This is a genomic window from Enterococcus sp. DIV0724b, assembly GCF_050531475.1.
GTDB classification, from domain to species: Bacteria; Bacillota; Bacilli; order Lactobacillales; family Enterococcaceae; genus Enterococcus_L; species Enterococcus_L haemoperoxidus.
Genome location: NZ_CP172890.1, coordinates 731,872 through 751,692 on the forward strand (window position 1 = coordinate 731,872; position 19,821 = coordinate 751,692).

20 protein-coding genes and 1 tRNA gene are annotated in these 19,821 nt (G+C 33.0%); 16 read left to right on the plus strand and 5 right to left on the minus strand.

From position 1 onward, the window contains the following. The first annotated feature begins 7 nt into the window (after nt 1-7). From IGJ02_RS03420 to IGJ02_RS03455, 8 genes are all read left to right on the plus strand, one after another. Entirely contained in the window at nt 8-1,165 is a 1,158-nt protein-coding gene (locus IGJ02_RS03420; RefSeq protein ID WP_430603298.1) for a hypothetical protein, read from the plus strand. Between the two features lie 15 nt (nt 1,166-1,180). Next, on the plus strand, nt 1,181-2,326 hold the full coding sequence (locus tag IGJ02_RS03425) for a glycosyltransferase (RefSeq protein ID WP_430603299.1): 1,146 nt from the start codon (nt 1,181-1,183) through the stop codon (nt 2,324-2,326). 2 nt (nt 2,327-2,328) lie between these two features. Further along, complete coding sequence (locus tag IGJ02_RS03430) at nt 2,329-3,741, plus strand: lipopolysaccharide biosynthesis protein (RefSeq protein WP_430603301.1); 1,413 nt, start codon at nt 2,329-2,331, stop codon at nt 3,739-3,741. 181 nt (nt 3,742-3,922) lie between these two features. Next, nucleotides 3,923-4,981 carry an acyltransferase family protein gene (locus IGJ02_RS03435; protein ID WP_430603302.1) on the plus strand — a complete coding sequence of 353 codons (1,059 nt, stop codon included), beginning with the start codon at nt 3,923-3,925 and terminating at the stop codon, nt 4,979-4,981. A gap of 1 nt (nt 4,982) precedes the next feature. Next, the gene (locus IGJ02_RS03440) at nt 4,983-6,149 is read left to right on the plus strand and encodes a nucleotide sugar dehydrogenase (protein ID WP_430603303.1); all 1,167 of its coding nucleotides are present in this window, start codon (nt 4,983-4,985) and stop codon (nt 6,147-6,149) included. Nucleotides 6,150-6,287: 138 nt separating this feature from the next. After that, on the plus strand, nt 6,288-7,418 hold the full coding sequence (locus IGJ02_RS03445; RefSeq protein WP_430603305.1) for an LCP family protein: 1,131 nt from the start codon (nt 6,288-6,290) through the stop codon (nt 7,416-7,418). Between the two features lie 128 nt (nt 7,419-7,546). Next, on the plus strand, nt 7,547-8,248 hold the full coding sequence (gene nagB / locus IGJ02_RS03450; protein WP_430603306.1) for a glucosamine-6-phosphate deaminase: 702 nt from the start codon (nt 7,547-7,549) through the stop codon (nt 8,246-8,248). Between the two features lie 121 nt (nt 8,249-8,369). Continuing rightward, nucleotides 8,370-9,074 carry an MgtC/SapB family protein gene (locus IGJ02_RS03455; RefSeq protein WP_430603307.1) on the plus strand — a complete coding sequence of 235 codons (705 nt, stop codon included), beginning with the start codon at nt 8,370-8,372 and terminating at the stop codon, nt 9,072-9,074. Between the two features lie 69 nt (nt 9,075-9,143). On the opposite strand, the gene IGJ02_RS03460 is transcribed toward IGJ02_RS03455, so the two are convergent. The 5 genes from IGJ02_RS03460 to nrdH all read right to left on the minus strand — a co-directional run bounded on the left by IGJ02_RS03460 (nt 9,144) and on the right by nrdH (nt 13,886). Further along, on the minus strand, nt 9,144-9,968 hold the full coding sequence (locus IGJ02_RS03460) for a DUF92 domain-containing protein (RefSeq protein WP_430603308.1): 825 nt from the start codon (nt 9,966-9,968) through the stop codon (nt 9,144-9,146). A 116-nt stretch (nt 9,969-10,084) separates the two neighbouring features. Then, entirely contained in the window at nt 10,085-11,047 is a 963-nt protein-coding gene (gene nrdF, locus IGJ02_RS03465; RefSeq protein WP_430603309.1) for a class 1b ribonucleoside-diphosphate reductase subunit beta, read from the minus strand. Nucleotides 11,048-11,142: 95 nt separating this feature from the next. Next, a complete protein-coding gene (gene nrdE, locus IGJ02_RS03470; protein WP_430604066.1) occupies nt 11,143-13,302 on the minus strand; it encodes a class 1b ribonucleoside-diphosphate reductase subunit alpha in 2,160 nt (719 codons plus the stop codon). Next, complete coding sequence (gene nrdI, locus IGJ02_RS03475) at nt 13,283-13,660, minus strand: class Ib ribonucleoside-diphosphate reductase assembly flavoprotein NrdI (protein ID WP_010760422.1); 378 nt, start codon at nt 13,658-13,660, stop codon at nt 13,283-13,285. Before nrdI ends, nrdE begins: the two co-directional genes overlap by 20 nt. A 1-nt stretch (nt 13,661) precedes the next feature. Further along, complete coding sequence (gene nrdH / locus IGJ02_RS03480) at nt 13,662-13,886, minus strand: glutaredoxin-like protein NrdH (protein WP_010760423.1); 225 nt, start codon at nt 13,884-13,886, stop codon at nt 13,662-13,664. A 554-nt stretch (nt 13,887-14,440) separates the two neighbouring features. Here nrdH and IGJ02_RS03485 point away from each other — a divergent pair. The 8 genes from IGJ02_RS03485 (at nt 14,441) to IGJ02_RS03520 (ending at nt 19,760) form a co-directional block, all read left to right on the plus strand. Then, nucleotides 14,441-14,908 (plus strand): FeoA family protein, encoded by a 468-nt coding sequence (locus tag IGJ02_RS03485; RefSeq protein ID WP_010760424.1) that lies wholly within the window; start codon nt 14,441-14,443, stop codon nt 14,906-14,908. Between the two features lie 3 nt (nt 14,909-14,911). Then, complete coding sequence (feoB, locus tag IGJ02_RS03490; protein WP_430603312.1) at nt 14,912-17,065, plus strand: ferrous iron transport protein B; 2,154 nt, start codon at nt 14,912-14,914, stop codon at nt 17,063-17,065. A 4-nt stretch (nt 17,066-17,069) separates the two neighbouring features. Beyond that, entirely contained in the window at nt 17,070-17,207 is a 138-nt protein-coding gene (locus IGJ02_RS03495) for a FeoB-associated Cys-rich membrane protein (protein ID WP_430603313.1), read from the plus strand. A gap of 105 nt (nt 17,208-17,312) precedes the next feature. Then, nucleotides 17,313-17,385, plus strand: a tRNA-Lys gene (locus IGJ02_RS03500). 543 nt (nt 17,386-17,928) lie between these two features. Next, on the plus strand, nt 17,929-18,150 hold the full coding sequence (locus tag IGJ02_RS03505) for a hypothetical protein (protein WP_430603315.1): 222 nt from the start codon (nt 17,929-17,931) through the stop codon (nt 18,148-18,150). A gap of 42 nt (nt 18,151-18,192) precedes the next feature. Next, nucleotides 18,193-18,891, plus strand: a complete 699-nt coding sequence (locus tag IGJ02_RS03510; protein ID WP_430603317.1) for a C47 family peptidase — start codon at nt 18,193-18,195, stop codon at nt 18,889-18,891. Between the two features lie 41 nt (nt 18,892-18,932). Further along, nucleotides 18,933-19,277, plus strand: coding sequence for a hypothetical protein (locus IGJ02_RS03515; RefSeq protein ID WP_430603319.1), 345 nt, complete (start codon nt 18,933-18,935; stop codon nt 19,275-19,277). A 339-nt stretch (nt 19,278-19,616) separates the two neighbouring features. Continuing rightward, a complete protein-coding gene (locus tag IGJ02_RS03520; protein WP_010760429.1) occupies nt 19,617-19,760 on the plus strand; it encodes a hypothetical protein in 144 nt (47 codons plus the stop codon). The last annotated feature ends 61 nt before the right edge of the window (nt 19,761-19,821 follow it).

The window sequence follows — 19,821 nt, forward strand, 5'->3', positions numbered from 1 at the left end:
AGGTAGTATGAATAAAAAATTACAATTTAAAAACCTATTAATAATAAGCTCATTTTCGGTATATTTAATGACAATTTTTTTAATACAAAATTCAACATTAAATTTAGTTCATAGTTTAGCTAATTTTGCTCAAATAATTAAAAGTGGCTATATCATACTGTCTCTTCTATTTATCTTATTATTTAATAAATATAGTGTAAAACAAATAGTTGTTTTGGCTACGATCTTTATTCCGTTATTTGTAACGAGAGTTATTGTTGGAGTTTCTCCATTATTGGATTTAATGATTGTCATTACAGGATTAAAATGTTTGTCACTAAAAAAAATACTAAACACATTTTTTGTAACACAAGCCATAAGTTTTATATTAATATTATCTCTTTTTTTCCTATCAGTCATTCCTGACAGGGTTGTAATAAGAGATGGAATTGTTAGAAGTTCATTAGGATTTTGGCATCCAAATACTGTTGGAGTGATGTTGCTGAGTTTATTCATGCTATCTACTTTTTCAGAAAAAAAAATGACTAAGTTAATATTTAAAATCGGTGTTTTCAATATTATTAGTATTATCTTTTATGGTCTGACCAACTCTAGAACGTCGTTTTTCCTTATATTAGTAGTGTCATGTTTAACCCTACTACAATATTTTTTTAAGAATAGAAATTTTTTGTTTATTAATTCAAGATGGTTTATTCCAATCATATTTATAATTTTATTTGTTGTTTCTTACGTCTCTTCAATATTATATTTGCATGGTAATAGCCTAATTATTAAACTTAGTATTCTGTTGTCTAATCGAATTTCTATAGGAAGTAGATTCATAAATGAGTATAGACTTACCTTTTTTGGACAACAAGTTGAATACAGTAGTCTAAATTATTCAGTCCAAGAAGTTGTAGGCTTTCAATATAAGGTTTTAGACAATGTCTACTTGAAATACTTATTAAATTATGGTGCATTCTCTATAGGCTTACTTAGTTTGTACTTATATCGAATATCAAAAACTTTAAATAATTACTACCTAAAATATTGGAATATATATCTATTAATTTTTTTGATTTTTGGTTTGATGGAGCAAAGTGTTTTTAACGTGAGTACAAATTTCTTGTTACTTTTTGGAGTTATCTTGCTAAATAATAAAGACAATGAAGAGTTTCTCGGATGAGAAAGGAATTAGTAAATGAATATCTGTTTAGTTAATACTGATTTTAAACTTGGTGGACAACAAAAAATTGTTTTGAATCTAGGTAAACAACTTTCTCTTAAAGAAAATAAAGTATCATTTTACTCATTTCGACCAGAAGAGCCATTTTTTAATATCGATGAACTAGAAATGAAAATAGATAAAACTCAAGATGAGTTAACTCTATTTTCTAAATTGAAGAGAAAAGTACTTAGAAAAACTATCTTTTCTAATGGAAAAGCCAATCCGGTAGTAGAATTTAAGAGAAGGCATGGACGATTACTAAATTATCTCAAAGAACAAAAAATTGATTTAGTAATTTTAAGTGGTGGATTTCTAACAACATTTAGTCAGTCTATAAAGGAGTACATTCCAGAAATTAAAGTAATTGCTTGGCAACATAGCACTGCTGAAGTATATTTGGAAAACTATTATAGTGAAATTAAAGATAAATATTTAGAAGGATTAATATGCAGTGACTCTGTTGTTTGTCTAACTGAAGCAGATAGACGGGCTTTTGCTAAGTACAACCATAATACAGTAAGCATTTCTAATAGTGTTACGATGAATTCAAAAGTAAATAGTGTCTCAAGTAATAGAAATGATATTGTTTTTGTGTCAAGATTTGATGTTAAATCTAAAGGAATTGATTTTTTAATTGAGTTAGTTAACTTATTACCAAGAGATGTAATAGTGAAATTTGCTGGTTCAGGAACCAAAAAACAAGAAAAAATAATAAAAGAGATGATAGTTAAGAATGACTTGAATGATAGGATAATTTTATTAGGAGCATTGAATGAAAATGAATTAGCAGAGCTATATAAAAACGGAAAAATCTTTCTGTCTACTTCTAGATGGGAAGGATTTGGTCTGTCTATAGTAGAAGCAATGACCTTTGGATTACCAGTGATTTCATTCGATACAACCGGTCCTAGAGAAATTATAGGTGACGATGAGTTTGGTATCGTAATAGAGTCTTTTGATATTCTTAAAATGTCTGAGGCAGTCAAAAAGCTTTTAAGCGATGATGTTTTTTATAAAGACCTTAGTCATCTAGCTAAAAAACGGTCAAAAGATTTTACACCAGAAATAATCAAAGGAAAATGGGAGTCACATATTCAAGATTTATTTAAGGGAGGTTGACTATGAAAAAATTTATTTCCAAACTAATAGGATTTTCTTTAGGGCCCATTTTGGGAGCTGCGATTTCATTTTTAACAATCCCTGTTACAACTTACTATATAAATCCGGCAGAATTCGGGAAAGCGAGCATGTTTTCAGTTATTCAATATTTTTTGTTATCAATTATTTATTTGGGAATAGACCAATCATACACAAGAGAGTATCACAGAGATGACAATAAAATTAAAATTTTTCAAAATGCTTTATTAATTCCTGTATTAGCTGCTGTTTTGTTATGTACTATAACTATTCTATTTAAAAAACAATTTTCTATCTTATTTTTCTCTAATCCAAATTATACGCAAATAAGTATCCTATTTGGAATAATGATTATCTTTTCAGTTATTGAGAGGTTTATCTTATTGTCAATTAGAATGGCCGAAAAAGCTGTAGAATACTCAATTTTTTCAATATTTTTAAAAATTGTAATATTTGTTTTTACATTGGTGCTAGTTTTGGTTGGAAAAAGAACATTTTTAACAATCGTATATGCAACGATATTTGGGCAATTTTTTGGAGATATATTTTTGATTTTAAAATATAGACATCTTTTTAAAATAAATGTACATATATTTGATAGTAACTTAATGAAAAAGATGCTTATTTTTGGTATACCTTTAATAATCGCTGCATCTTTAAGTAATCTTTTGAATACTTCGAGTAGATTCTTTTTAAGAGGATATAGTACTTTTTATGAATTAGGTATTTACACGGCGGCCTTGAAGATTTCAAATATTTTACAAATTATTCAAAGTGCGTTTACTAGCTTTTGGGTTCCAACTGCGTATAGGTGGGATAAAGAAAAAAAAGATATCAAACATTTTTCTTTTATAAGTGATATGTTGCTTTTAATCATGACTGTAGGTTTCTTTTTTGTCCTGTTTTTTAAAAAATATATTGTTTTGATATTGTCTAATGACTATGCTGAAGCACAATATATAGCAGGATTGTTGGCTTTGACGCCTATATTATATACATTGAGTGAAACTACTACTCTAGGAATCGTTTTTTCAGGTAGAAGTTATTATAATATTTGGATTAGTATTCTATCGATTATTCCTAATATTATTTTGAATTATCTTTTGGTTCCTAAGTTTGGTACTGTAGGAGCCGCAATCTCTACGGCGTTTTCTTATATAATTTTCTGTATTGCTAGAACATATTTTTCTAGAAAATGTAACTTTAAGATTAGTTTCTTTAAGCAAATTATTTGTATAATCTTGTTTTTTATCGCAGCTTGCATGAATACATTCCCATATGAATATTCTAGTCTCGTCACGTTGCTTCTATTTTTGGCTACATTATTAGTGCAGACTTCAACGTTCAGTAAAATTCTTGAAATTAGAAACAATTCGAAACTTTGGAATTTTGAATAGTTTTAGTATAGATTCTTTAGCTAAAACTAGTAAAGAAGTTATTCTATATATGGAATGGGTCTTGCAAGTATAAAAATGTTGTTTTAGAGGCTGAGGTTGTTATAATTCAGCCAGTAGTCAAGAGAATTCAATATAATAGATTGAAGATTGAATTTGGAAATCTATAATAATTGAAATGAGTGTGAAGAATGATACTTGTTTACTAGTTATTAAAAATGTACATGAGAAGACTGTTTATTTTCATAATAAGATTAATAATGAAAAAGGTGATAACTTGTCAAGTAGGGTTCAGTGGATTGATTATGCTAAGGGAGTGGGCATACTTTCTATTATTTTAGGTCATTCAGGATTTCCACAAATGAAGTATCTGTTTTGGTTCCATGTTCCGTTGTTTTTTATAATAAGTGGATTTTTGAACAAAAGGGGATATGAACAAAAATTTACAGATTTTTTTCGCAAAAAAATTATTTCATTGTGGATCCCATACTATGTATATGGAATTTTATGTATTTTACTTTTTCAAGTATTAGTTTGGGAATTTGACGCATCTTTTATATGTAAAGAACTCCTCAAGCTTATTTATAGTGGTACGAAAGTTACAGGAATTATAGGTGCTTTTTGGTTTATCCCAGTGCTTTTTTTTACTGAAATTATATTTTATTTTTACCAAAAAATAAACAAAAAGGCTATTAAAATTGCTTTTTTGTTTACATGTTATTTTACATTTCAGCTCGTTTTTCAGTATATAACTTTACCTATGGACATTAACGTGATTCCTATAGCTATAGTTTTCTTTTCCATAGGTGTATATATGAAAGAGAATTGGCAATGGAGAGTGATAATTAGTAAATTAGCAATAGTTATTTTGCTAGTATTCATGTTTTTCTTTCATTTAAAATTAGTAGACTTGAATATTGATTTGAAAAATGCTGTGGCATCACCATTAATTATAAATATAATAGTTCCAGTGGCAATATGTCAGCTTATTTTTGTCATATCAATATTTTTAGAAAAAAAGAAAGGCCTTCCGCTGAATATGCTAGCTTTTTTTGGAAAAGAAAGTCTATATTTTATGCTAACACATAATTTGATAATTAATTTTTTAGAAGTAAAAGGTGTGCATAGTTGGTATATAGTTTTTATAATAACTATCATTGTATCACTGTTACTCTATTACCCGATTGTATTAATAACACAGTATATTATAAAATTAATAAATGTTTCCAATTGGAGGAGTTAAAATGAAAATATCAATCTTTGGTCTTGGTTATGTTGGTTTAGCAAATGCATTATTATTGTCACAAAGAGAAGAAGTGATTGCGTATGATATTGATGATGAAAAAATTAATATGCTTAATGAACAAATCTCTCCTTTGGAAGATGCAGAGATCCATCATTTTTTAGAAAGATCTGATTTGAATCTCAAATTTACAAAAGACTTCATAAACGCAGTTGAGTTTGGGGACTTTCTAATCATTGCGACACCAACAGACTATGATGAAAAGAAAGATTATTTTGATACTACAACTGTTGAATTTGTCATAGAAAAAAGCTTAGAAATCAGACCTGATGCGTGTTTTATTATTAAATCAACTGTTCCTGTAGGATATACAGAATCTTTAAAGAAAAAATACAATACTAACAACATCATATTCTCACCGGAATTCCTTCGTGAAGGAAAAGCTCTCTACGATAATCTCTATCCGTCTAGAATCATAATAGGTGAATGCTCAGAGCGAGCTCAAGAAATCGCAAATATGTTTTTAGAAAATACAGTCGAAAAAAATAGTGAGATTCTATTAACTAATTCTGCTGAAGCAGAGGCAATCAAGTTATTTTCTAACACATATTTAGCTTTGAGAGTTGCCTATTTTAATGAGTTGGACACTTATGCTGAAGTTCGTAATTTAAATGCAAAACAGATTATTGAAGGCGTTGGTCTAGATCCTAGAATCGGCACGCATTATAATAATCCTTCATTTGGTTACGGAGGCTATTGTCTTCCAAAAGATACAAAACAATTAAGAGCAAATTATGATCAAGTCCCCAATAATATTATTGGAGCAATCGTAGAAGCAAACACAACAAGAAAAGATTTTATTGCTGATCAGATTTTAGCAAAAAATCCTAAAGTTGTAGGAATATATAGACTGACAATGAAAGCAAACTCTGATAATTTTAGATATTCTTCAATTCAAGGAATAATGAAACGATTAAAAGCAAAAGGAATAGATGTAATTATATTTGAACCCACATTAAAAGAAGATTCTTTCTATCATTCAAATGTTATCAGAGATCTTAAAGAATTTAAAAAATTGTCTGATATAATTGTTTCCAATCGATTCGAAGATGATTTGAGTGATTGTGAAGAGAAAGTTTATACTCGAGACATATTTAGGAGAGATTGATAATTCTCTTCCTTAACTGTTATTATTTTACAAATACATTAAGATATCATGCCAATTCCCAAAAAAAGTTGCGGCATGGTTCAAATTGTGAGAAAATAGGTTTCATGAATTATTCTTGCAAAAATGAGGAAGTGTCTTATGAAGTTATGGAAAAAAGTAATATTAACTGCTTTAGGATTAGTTCTTGTTTCCGTTGCGGGTTTCTGTGCATATGGGATTAAAATGTATTCTGATGCAACTGGAACAGTAAAAGGTGTCTATGAATCGATCGACCGGACTTCTAAAAGAAGAGATACGGCTGTAAATATTGATGCACAAGAGCCTTTTTCGGTTTTACTAATGGGAATTGACACTGGGGACTTAGGTCGCACAGAACAAGGTCGCTCAGATACTACAATGGTAGTTACTATTAATCCGAAAGAAAAGAAATCAACAATGATTAGTTTGGATAGAGACATCTTGACTGAAATCGTTGGTAATGGGACCGAAGATAAATTGAATCATGCCTATGCTTTTGGTGGGGCTAAAATGGCCATTGATACGGTTGAAAATTTGTTAGATATTCCGATTGATAATTATGTATCAATCAATATGAAAGGCATGAAAGATTTAATTGATGCTGTGGGCGGTATTGAAGTAGACAATACGATTGGTGAGTTCACATTAGATGGTATCGTTGTTCCTGCTGGTAAGGTTAAACTAGATGGCGAAACTGGATTAGCATACGCTCGTATGCGGAAGGAAGATCCAGAAGGTGATATTGGACGTCAACGTCGTCAGCGAGAAGTTGTTGAAAAAATCGTTAGCAAAGTAATCAGTCTAGATGGTGTAGCGAAATATAGAAAAATCTTGGATGCGGTAAAAGATAATGTAAAAACCGATTTGACTTGGGATAATATGGTAGATATTCAAAAGAAATATATGCCTGCTTTTAAAGACATCGATTCTTTGCAATTAGATGGAGAAGGTACAGAAATCGGAGGTATCTACTATCAATTACTTGACCCAACGAAATTGTTTGAAGTACAAACAGACTTACGTGCCCAATTAGGCATGGCAAAAAATGAAAAAATGCAGGCTACTGACAATGCCAACTATAATAATTATGCTGCAGGTGATGATACAGCTGCTTATGGCGGGTATGATGTTAATGGTTATGGTACAAATAGTTATGTAGATCCAACGACAGGTGTTAATGGTGATGGATCTGTTTATACTGATCCGAATGCCGTAGCAGAGGAAACTCCTTATTCTGGCGATGGTTACTAGAGCTGAAACTTCTATTCCGATTAAGAATAGAAGTTTTTTTATTTTCCATGCATTTTAGACTAGAAATCTCTTTTATAGGGTGTTATAATTGGACTATACCAAATCCGAAAACAAGGGAGCAATTTTTAATGGAAATTATCAAAGTAGCTAACGCTGAAGAAGGCGGAAAAAAAGCATTTGAATTGATCAAAGAAGGCATGAATAACGGCGCAAAAGTTTTAGGACTTGCTACAGGAAGCACGCCAGAAACATTATATAAAGAGATGACTACAAGCGATTTAGATTTTACAGAAATGACTTCTGTAAACTTGGATGAGTATGTTGGTTTGGGCGGAGACGATGACCAAAGTTACCGTTACTTCATGAATGATCAATTATTCAATAAAAAACCATTCAAAGACACTTATGTGCCAAATGGAAAAGCAGAAGATTTAGCAGCGGAATGCAAGCACTACGAAAGCATTATCGATAGTAACCCAATCGATATTCAAATTCTAGGTATCGGTCAAAACGGGCACATTGGTTTCAATGAACCAGGAACACCTCTTGATAGTTTAACTCACGTGGTTGAATTAACAGAATCTACAATCAATGCAAACAAACGTAATTTTGAAAAAGTAGAAGATGTTCCAACAAGAGCTGTTTCAATGGGAATCGGTTCAATCATGAAAGGCAAAAAAATGATTTTAATGGCATATGGTGAAGCAAAAGCTGATGCAATCAAAGGTATGATCGATGGACCTGTTTCTGTTGATTTACCAGCAAGTGCTTTACAAAATCATTCAGATGTTGTTGTCATCATCGATGAGGCGGCAGCAAGTAAATTATAAGAACGAAAGGCTGTGATTGAAGGAACCTCTTCAGTCACGCTTTTTTTCTGGAAATGATCCTCACTCCCTCAATTTGAATTAGTGCTATAATGAAATAGAATAGGTAGGAGGAATGAATAGGATGGATATAAATTTAACAGTTCCTGAGATTATTATTCGACTATGTTTAGCTATGCTGATTGGCGGAGTGATTGGATTCGAACGGCAATATAAAAACCGGCCTGCTGGTATGAGGACGCATATTTTGGTTTGTATGGGTGCTACTATCATTGCACTGATTCAAGTTGAAATAGCTGCGAGTGCTTTGCAAGATGCTGTTAATCATCCTGAATTGACTGGTGTGATCCGTTCTGACCAAGCACGGTTGATTGCTCAAGTAGTGAGTGGAATCGGTTTTTTAGGTGCTGGAACAATTATTGTGACTAAACAATCTGTAACAGGTTTAACAACAGCCGCTTCACTTTGGGCTGTGGCAGGCTTAGGTATTGCAATTGGTATGGGGTATTATGCGATTGCAATCACTAGTTTCATTGGTGTTTTTGTTGCATTGACTGTTGTGAGAAAAGTGATTCATGTACCTACTACAAAAAAATTAGAAATCCGCTATATACACAAACAGGAAACAAAAGAATTTATCAATCACTATTTTGAAGAACATAAAATCGAAATCGAAGATGTAAACTTCAATGTAGTATTAGTTGATGATACACAAATTTACACGAATATTTATACGATTGATTTACCTAAAGGAATGACGTATGCTGAAGTTATAGAAGATTTATCAATCTATAAAAATATAACGAAACTTCGTTTGGTAAGCATTTAAACTATTTTTTATGAGCATAACAAAAAGAAGGTAACCTTGAATTTCTTGAGGATACCTTTTTTGTAACTATTAATACATATAAAAAATAATGACCCAACTTAATAAGATCGTCAAACAACCGCTAAAAAAATTCACCCAATCATTAGACAACCATGAGATACCGTTAACTAGCTTACTTGGTTGTAAATGATGTTTTTTTTGTTCAGTGAGTTGTTCACAGATAACACAGCGATATTTTGCTTGAAGGGTTGCTCCTAATAAACTATCCACAATAGAATTAACAATGCCACAAATACATGGCACAATAATCATGACGCTTGTTGGGAGTTGAGAAAAGTGATTCCACCCGAAAAATAGCCAAAATGCAAATGAAATCAATAGGCTTCCGAAGATTGAGGCAACACTTCCAAGGATAGAAATACCACCAGAAAGACCTGGTTCAATTGGTTTAAGTGTAATAATCGAATGTGGTACATGTGTACTTAAAATACCTATCTCAGATCCTAAAGTATCGGCTGTCGCACCTGCGATGGCACTAACATAACCAATCATAAATAATTGATTTTCTGTATAGTAGAAAAGAACTAAGGAAATAATTGCTGGAAGACTGTTAGCAAGCACTTGCCAAGCATCTCTAGTATGACCTTTTTCAGCAATAGAGTCAATTTTAGCTATCTTCATCACTTTTTTTGCTAGATGTACACATCCAGAACTACCAAAAAATAAAATCAGTAACAACCAAGTAAACCACGGGCCAAATCCACAAACGACACCAGCAATAAAAATCACAGCAAAAGCTCCAGACTTTGTGAGTAAATTTGTAGTATAGGAGAATGTGGCGATTAGACTTCCTACAATAAATCCTAGCAATAATTTATATAAAAATATAGTCATAAGGCACCTCTTGAAATGATTGTTAAATGTATAGGGAATGACTTGTTCTATAAAAAAATAAGCCTAAGATCAAAACTACTTGAGTTTTATCTTATACTTATTTTTTATAGTAATAATTATTCCATACCAATCAGATAATCATCATCTTTCATAGCTTCAACGGTTCCTAATAAATAACCATTACCGACTTGTGAGAAGAAATCATGATTACTTGTACCAGTAGAAATACCGTTCATCACGATTGGGTTGACATCATTCGCTGTATCAGCAAACAGTGGATCCATACCAAGGTTCATCAATGCTTTATTGGCATTGTAACGTAGGAATGTTTTTACTTCTTCAGTCCAGCCTAATCCGTCATATAGTTCTTCTGTATAACGTTCTTCATTTTCATATAACTCGTAAAGAAGATTATACATCCAATCTGTCATATCATTTTGTTCTGCTTCAGTTAATTCGTTAAACCCTAATTGGAATTTGTATCCAATATAAGTACCATGAACAGATTCATCACGAATGATTAATTTGATGATTTCAGCGACATTTGCTAGTTTGTTATTTCCTAAGTAGTACAAAGGCGTATAAAAACCAGAGTAGAATAAGAAAGTTTCTAAAAACACACTCGCAACTTTCTTTTCTAATGGTGTACCATTTTTATAAATCTCGTTGATTTTCTCAGCTTTAGTTTGCAAGTACACATTGGTATTTGTCCATTCGAAGATATCATCGATTTCTTTTTTAGTATTTAATGTACTAAAGATTGATGAATAGCTTTTTGCATGAACAGATTCCATAAATTGGATATTGTTTAAAACAGCTTCTTCATGTGGTGTACGGACATCATTTCTTAACTGTTCCATCCCACTTTCAGACTGAACAGTATCTAATAGTGTCAAACCACCAAAGACATAGCCTACAGTTGTTTTTTCGAGGTCTGAAAGAGTTCTCCAGTCATCTAGATCATTTGATAGAGGGATACGAGTATCTAACCAAAATTGTTCCGTTAGCTTTTCCCAAGTTGATTTATCGATTACATCTTCGATAGCATTCCAGTTAATTGCTTCATAATACGTTGCCATGTATTTTCCTCCTCATTACCAATACAATAAATCATGGAACAAGGCGACCAGAGGGCGCCTTGTTTGTTTTTTTACGAGTTTGTTAGTTTCAATTTTTAGATGACGCAACTCTCACATTGGTTACTACCAATTTCTTCAGCATCATCAGTAAATGTTCGTACATAATAAATTGATTTAACACCTTTATGGAAAGCATAGTGGCGTAAAATATTCAGATCACGAGTTGTTTGTTTTGGTGAATCTTTCCATTCATATAAACCTTCTGGAATTTCAGAACGCATAAACAATGTTAAACTCATACCTTGATCCACATGTTGTTGCGCTGTTGCATAAACATCGATCACTTTACGCATATCCATATCATAAGCAGATGTGTAATAAGGAATTGTGTCATTTGCTAAATGAGGAGCTGGGTAATAAATTTTACCGATTTTCTTTTCTTGGCGCTCTTCAATCATGCGAGTGATTGGGTGGATACTAGCACTTGTATCATTGATATAAGAAATAGAACCATTCGGAGCGACAGCTAACCGATTTTGGTGATATAGACCGTCTTTTTTCACTGCATCACGTAAGTTTGCCCAGTCTTCAGAAGTTGGAACAAAAATTTCTTTAAAAATTTCTTTGACTTTATCTGATTGTGGAGTGAAATCTCCTTCAATATATTTATCAAAATAGGAACCATTAGCATAATCGGATTTTTCAAAATTATGGAAGGTTTCATTGTATTGTTTAGCAATGTTATTGCTTTCTACTAAAGTCCAGTAGTTCAATAAAGTAAAGTAAACATTGGTGAAATCTAGTGAATCTTTAGAACCATATTCCATATGATTTTTAGCAAAGAACGTATGCAGGCCCATCGCACCAAGTCCGATTGTATGACTTAATCTGTTTCCGTTTTGAATAGAAGGAACCACATCGATATCTGACGCGTCCGTAACAAATGTTAAGGCACGTGTCATAGCACGAACTGATTTACCAAAGTCAGGACTGTCCATCAAATTGACGATGTTGGTTGAACCTAAGTTACAGCTGATATCTGTACCAAGTGTTTCATATTCTTGTTTGCCATTTAAAACTGATGGTGTTTGAACTTGTAAGATTTCTGAACATAAGTTACTCATGATGATTTTGCCATAAGCTGGATTGCTTCTGTTCGCTGTATCAATGTTGATGATATATGGATAGCCGGATTCTTGTTGTAATTTAGAAATTTCATTTTCTAGATCACGGGCTTTGATTTTACGTTTGCGAATCTTAGGGTTAGCCACAAGATTATCGTATTCTTTTGTAATATCGACATAAGAGAATGGCACACCATACTCACGTTCAACACTGTATGGGCTAAATAGATACATATCTTCATTATTACGTGCTAATTCGTAAAATTTATCAGGAACCACAACGCCTAAAGATAAAGTCTTCACACGAACTTTTTCATCCGCATTTTCTTTCTTCGTTGAAAGGAACATTTCGATATCTGGATGGAAGACGTTTAGATACACTACTCCAGCACCTTGACGTTGGCCTAATTGATTAGAATAGCTAAAGCTATCTTCGAACAATTTCATGACAGGAACTACGCCGCTGGCAGCTCCTTCGTATCCTTTAATGGGTGCACCTGCCTCACGTAAGTTTGCTAATGTGATACCCACACCGCCACCGATACGTGATAACTGTAAAGCTGAGTTGATTGAACGACCAATGCTGTTCATATCATCTGTTACTTGAATCAAGAAACAAGAAACAAGCTCGCCACGGCGTTTACGTCCAGCATTCAAGAAAGAAGGTGTAGCAGGTTGATAACGTTGGTGGATCATTTCGTCGGCTAGAATTAAAGCTAATTCTTCATTGCCGTCAGCGAAATACAAGGCATTAAAAGCCACACGGTCTTCATAACTTTCTAAGTATTCAGTTCCTTCATTGTTTTTAAGCGCATATTGTGAATAAAACTTGTAAGCTGCCATAAATGATTTAAATTCAAAATGTTGTTCAGCAAGAAATGTGTATAATTGTTCAATAAAAGCCATAGAATATTTTTCAATAAATGCTGTTTCTAAATAATCATTGTCGATCAAGTAATTAATTTTTTCTTCTATAGTATTGAAGGTTCTTGTATTAGGAAGGACATTTTCTTTGAAGAAAGCTTCCAATGCTTCTTTATCCTTATGTAAAGGAATTTGTCCATCAACAGGACGATTGATCTCATTATTCAGCTTAAAATAGCTAACATCTTTAATTTCTTTTAGACTCAAGTTCATTCACTACTTTCTTAAAGGATTCCACGTCTTCGTTCGTGCCGCTAAATTCAAAAGCAAAAAGCATTGGAACGTTGTAATCACGTGCTATGTCTTTGGCTGTATATACATATAATTCTGCGAAATTGAGGTTTCCGCCTCCAGCAACGCCCTGCAGGTTTTTTCGATTACTTTTAAAATCAAGAAAATCGTTCACTACTTCAGTAATTTCTTGGTCATAAGTAGGAACGACTAGGACAAAAGGCTCATTTATCTCAAAAAAAGGATTCGCAGGCTCAATTTCGTAAGCTGCTAAATCCAATTTTTTAATGAAGCGTCTGGTTTGTCCGGTGACTGAAAAATAAACAATTTTCATTTTAGCTAGCCAATTGTTTTAATTGATCAGGACGGAATCCGACAACTGTTGTAGCATCAGAAGTGATAACCGGAACACTTTGGAAACCTTGTTCTTTTAACCAGTCGATTGCGTCTGGTTGGATATCAATATTTACTTCTTCAAATGCTATATTATTCTCGCTCAAAAAGCGTTTTGCCATTTTACATTGGATACAATTATTTTTAGAAAAGATTTTTACGTTCATTTTTAATTCCCCCTCAATTAGTTTACTTCACTAGTATAAATCTCTCACGAAAAAAGTCAACAGTTAGGCACTACATATTGTGGTTGTTTTTCACCTGAATACCAAGTTTTGTGTTTTTGAAAGAAATATGAAAACACGTATTCTCTAGATTTGAGCGACTATTGTGGCTATTTTTGTGTTTAAAAAAGAAATTTATTAAATTTTGAATTGGAAATTTTAATTCTTGGGGCACAAGATATAGTGGTCAATCGTAGTGAGGCACACTAGGAAAAGTTAACCTATGTATCTAATAAATATTTTCTTACTCTAGGTTGAAAGAACATTGATTTAAGTATCACAAACAGGTATACTTAATGAGAACGATTATCAATATCAATGACAATAATAATGAAACTTTTTCACAAATCTTTATAAGTACATTTAGCTTCTTAGGCTAGCCTTTGAGTGAAAAGATAAAATCTGTTAGTGACTAAAAACGTCACCACCATATTTTCCTATTTTTCAGTCAAGGCTAAATGAGCCTACTACGCTTTTAAAATAGGGAGGATCAGCAAATGTTGACATTAGCACAGGCAAAGTTGAATAAGGTTTATACAATTGAAGAGATTCAGGCAGAAGGTTTTGCGAAGAAGCATTTGAATAATCTTGGTCTTGTCCCAGGTGGGAAAGTTGTACTAGTGAATTATTCTAGTGAGAATGGGATTGTTTTGCTGCACAATAGCCGAATTGCCATTAATCTATCGGTGTTACAACAGATTACAATAGTAGAAAAAAATATCGATGAGGAAAATTGGTTATCTTTAGATCAATTAACAGTAGGCGAAAAAGCCCGTGTAATTGGGATTCATGGACAAGGTGCAGTTAAAAGACGTTTGATGGATATGGGGCTAACAAAAGGTGTGGATCTTCTCGTCAGAAAAATGGCGCCTTTAGGAGATCCAATCGAAATCAATCTTCGTGGATACGAACTGACGTTAAGAAAAAATGAAGCAGAATTAGTCTTGGTACAGAAAGAAGGGTAAGAAATGAAAGAACAGCATATTGCTCTGACGGGAAATCCAAATAGTGGGAAGACAACAGCATTCAATGCACTGACAGGTGCAAATCAATATGTAGGAAATTGGCCAGGGGTTACTGTTGAGAGAAAAGAAGGGAAGCTGAAAAAAAACAAACAAATAACGATTCAGGATTTACCAGGTATTTATTCTCTTTCACCATATACTCCAGAAGAGGTGGTTGCCAGAGATTATTTGCTTAGCGGGGGTCCTGATGTCATTGTCAATATCGTGGATGCCACAAATTTAGAACGAAACTTGTATTTGACCACTCAATTGATGGAGACTGGAATTCCGGTTGTTGTTGGATTGAATATGATGGATATTTTGGATAAAACGGGAAGAAAGATTAATACTGAAAAGCTATCTTATGGTTTAGGTATAGATGTGCTAGGGGTTAGTGCCTTAAAAAATCGTGGACTTGATGAGTTAGTAAAAAAAGCAGTTAAAGCAACCGAAATCTTTCCATCAGAATGTAACTATCCAACCTATGATAATCGTTTAGAAGCAGCGTTAAATGAAATCATGGATGTTTTAGGGAATAGTGTATTGGAAAAACAAGCTCGTTGGTACAGTATCAAACTGTTTGAAAGAGATGCTAGAGTCCATGCGGAACTAAGTTTGAGCACTCTACAGCAAAACGAAATAGAAGAAATCATTAAAATCACAGAACAAATATTTGGTGATGATAGTGAAGCGATCGTTATTAATGAACGATATGAATTTATTACTCGTTTAACAGCTCTTTGTTCAATTGAGAAAAATGAAATCACCTTCAGTACCAGTGACAAAATCGATCGAATCGTAACGAATCGCTGGTTGGCGTTACCAATTTTTGCTGTGATCATGTGGTTTGTTTATTATTTAGCGATTCAAACAGTCGGAACTATGGGAACAGACTGGATCAATGATGAATTATTTGGAAATCTTGTACCGAATACTGTTGAAGGTCTATTGGTTAGTTGGCAGGTAGCGCCTTGGATGCAAAGTTTAATTTTAGATGGGATTATTGCGGGTGTTGGCGCTGTGTTGGGTTTCTTACCACAGTTAGCAGTATTGTTCTTGTGTTTGGGATTCTTGGAAGATTGTGGTTATATGTCAAGAATTGCTTTTGTCATGGACCGTTTGTTTAGAAAATTTGGATTGTCGGGTAAATCCTTTATTCCGATGTTGATTGCAACAGGTTGCGGTGTCCCTGGTGTCATGGCTAGCCGTACAATTGAAAACGAAAAAGACCGTAAGATGACGATCATGGTTACAACTTTTATGCCGTGTTCTGCAAAATTGCCGATTATTGCATTAATTGCTGGCGCTTTTTTTCCAAGAAGTAGTTGGGTTTCACCATCCGCTTATTTTATCGGGATTGCAGCTATTGTATTATCAGGTATCGCGTTGAAAAAAACACGCTCCTTTTCAGGTGATCCAGCACCGTTCATTATGGAATTACCAGCATATCATATGCCTCAATTACGAGGTGTTCTTCGTCATGCGTATGATCGGAGTAAATCATTTGTGAAGAAAGCAGGAACGATTATTTTTGTAATGAGTATTGTTATTTGGTTTACTTCTACCTATTCATTTACATTCCAAGAAGCAGGTGCTGACCAAAGTATTCTAGCAAACTTAGGTAAAGTGATTGCGCCAATATTTGCACCACTTGGCTGGGGAACGTGGCAAGGAGCAGTTGCTACGATTACAGGTTTGGTTGCGAAAGAGAATGTCATCGGCACATTTGGTATTTTGTTTGGACATTTAGGGGAAGTATCGGAAGATGGTGTAGAAGTTTGGTCTGCATTGCAAGGTGCATTCACACCAGTTGCAGCCTATTCATTTTTAGTCTTTAATTTATTGTGTGCTCCGTGTTTTGCAGCGATTGGCGCAATTCGCAGAGAGATGGGAGATTGGAAATGGACTTGGGGTGCGATTGGTTATCAATGTGGTTTAGCTTATGTTGTGAGTTTCATTATCTATCAATTTGGGCATGTTATTTTTGAAAATGGTCAAGTCAATATTGGGATAGTGATTGCAACGTTACTATTGATTATCATGGGTTATTACTTAGTTAGAAAACCAAATGTAAAAGAAGAATCAGTTATTACAATGGCAACTTTAGAAAGAGGGTAAGTACATGGCGACGTTCATTTTAGCAGTATTGATCTTTGGTGCAGCTGGATATATTGTCTATTCTCGAATCAAAAAAGGGAAGAGCTGTGATGATTGTCACACCACGTGTCCTGTAAAAAAAGAACAAGGGGAAAAAGTATAGTCAAAGACAATGAGATAAAACGCTCGCAATTTATTTCGTTGTCTCTGACGTTTCCTCTTGAATAAACAACTTCCAAGTGCTACAATATTTAAGTACTAATTATTTGGGTCGTTAGCTCAGTTGGTAGAGCAGCTGACTCTTAATCAGCGGGTCATGGGTTCGAGCCCCTTACGACCCATTGGGTGCCAAACCCACGAGAATGGTATTCTGTCGGCGTTTTAGGACGTTTAGAAGATGGAATATGCATTCTCTTTTTTTGTGCTCTAAAAATGACTACTTATAAAAAAGTTAGTTTAAATTTATTGTTATTTTAAAGTAAATCATCTAGTTTATCGCTCATTGATTTTTGTTTGGGTATAAATGTCCATATATATCAATTGTTGTTGTAATTGAGGCATGACCTAGCCTGTTCTTGATTGCTGTGGGTTCTCCTCTGTTATGTATAAGTAAGGCAACATGAGAGTGTCAAAAATCATGTAATCGTATACGTATGAAATGTTGACTAGATAAAACACGTTGTTTATAATAATGATTATATTGACATGTTTAATTTTTGAAAAGAAAAATTTGGTAAATTATTATTTTAGATTAATGGTTTAGTAGGGAAAAATATCGGAACTAATCACCTTCAAAGAAACATTTTCACTAATGGAAACTATACTATTCATAATTTTAACACTTGTTATGAATATTAAGTATAAAAAAGAAAGAAGGCGTTAAAATGAAAAAATGGATGGTTACATTGTTAGGGATTTGCTGGGTTACTTTATTTGGTTTTTCTGCTGCTGAAGCACAAGAAATAGCTGATAATGTTTTAGCTGTTGAAAGTGGTGAAATAAGTTCTGAAATGGAGTTGTATGCAAAAAATAATGTATCTAATAAGATAGTTTCAATGTTACTTCCGGAAGGAAAAGGTCAAGCAGATCTAGAGGATTATACTTAAGGATATGATATTTATTATACAAATGGAAATGAAGAAAACGTATTGTTATATCAAGCACCGATACAAAGTGATTTGCAAAATGAAACCACAGTTGAAGAAGTTGTGGATGCTATCTCTAATGAACATACCGAAACAGTTGATATGAGTGAAGAAAATGAATATATTAAACCTAAAAAAATGGTGAGAGGCTATTCTAGTGGCTCAAATTATTCTATGATAGATTTAAAAATTTATGAGAATCAATTACAAGTGAATGGTGGGAAAAATGAGTGGTGTATGGGCTATGCGCTAAGTGCAATAGCTAATAACAAGCGATCTTCATTTTATTTGAAAGCAGAAACAGTCATGAGACATTTTTTCCCAAAAGCGACAGGGCAAAGTTTCTATATGAACGGTGGAATAAATATGCAGCAAGCTATGGATTATTCAAAATCAAAATTAGGAATGAATCCCTATTATGTTAATCGTCCTTTAACTTTAGCCGAGAATAGAAACGAGTTGAACAAAGGAAATCCTGTATTTGTATTTGCCAAAGTAGAATATGATACGAATGCAAAATATGCTTACCATGCATTGGTTCTTCATGGATGGGTAAATCCTGATAAGGGGTTAAATGTGTATTACATTTGGAATCCTTGGTATCCTCATACAAACTGTATTGATGGCGGCGTTAAATCACCAACATTACCGTTTCCAGGAGGGAAATTTACATGGGAACACTCACTAAGAAATTTCCAATAATTATCTCTTTATTTGTTTTATTCATTGTGGGGGGTGTTTATTTGTATTCTAAACAATCAAATCCTGTGGAAGAAAAATTATCAAGTAGAGAGTATATTTTCCGTTTTTTACTGGATAAAGAGTGGAAAAATAGCAATCAGGATACAACCATTGTCTTCAAAAGTAGTGATATGAATACTTTGGAAATTATTGAAAATGGAGAGAGTAACGATACACTATTGTATAAATATGATGTACGGTCAAAAGAGGATAGTTTTGTCTTCACCAGTAATAAAAGTAGCTGTTACATTGACATTAAGGGAGAAAATAAAATCATATGTCAGTTTGCTTCAAATGTTGAAGGGAACGGAGGACTTTCTGTTCCAATAGAACTTACTTCAAAATAATTGAGAAGATCTATTGTTTTATAGAGTGTAACTTACTCTTCAATAGGTCTTTTTGTCAATGTTAACTATCTGAAAAATTAGGTATAGGGAATAATAAAGGGGTTATATGATTGATTAGATGTAATAAAAAAAAACTAATCTGCCAGAAGAATATCGACCAAGGTATAGTCGGTGCTATAGTAAAACACTCTTTGAAATGTATGATTTTACTTTAGCATATCAGGAGATACTAAGTAAATTTAAACCTAAAACTAGTATTCTGAAAAAAAGGCTAAAGATGAACAAATTAAGTACGCTGTAGTATTATCAATAGATTGTTATGATGGAGATTTTCCTGCAATGGTTGTAGATTCACCAATGGTTCATTTCTTAAGTGAAATTGATGCTGAAATCAGTTTTGACATTATTACTTACGAAGAAGATGAGGAAGAGTATTTAAGAGTGTTATCAAATGAACTAAAAAACTTCAAAAACGATGACTAATTATTGTCTAAAACAGAGTTAAAAACTAATAATAATGATGAAACCAATAAAAAGAACACTG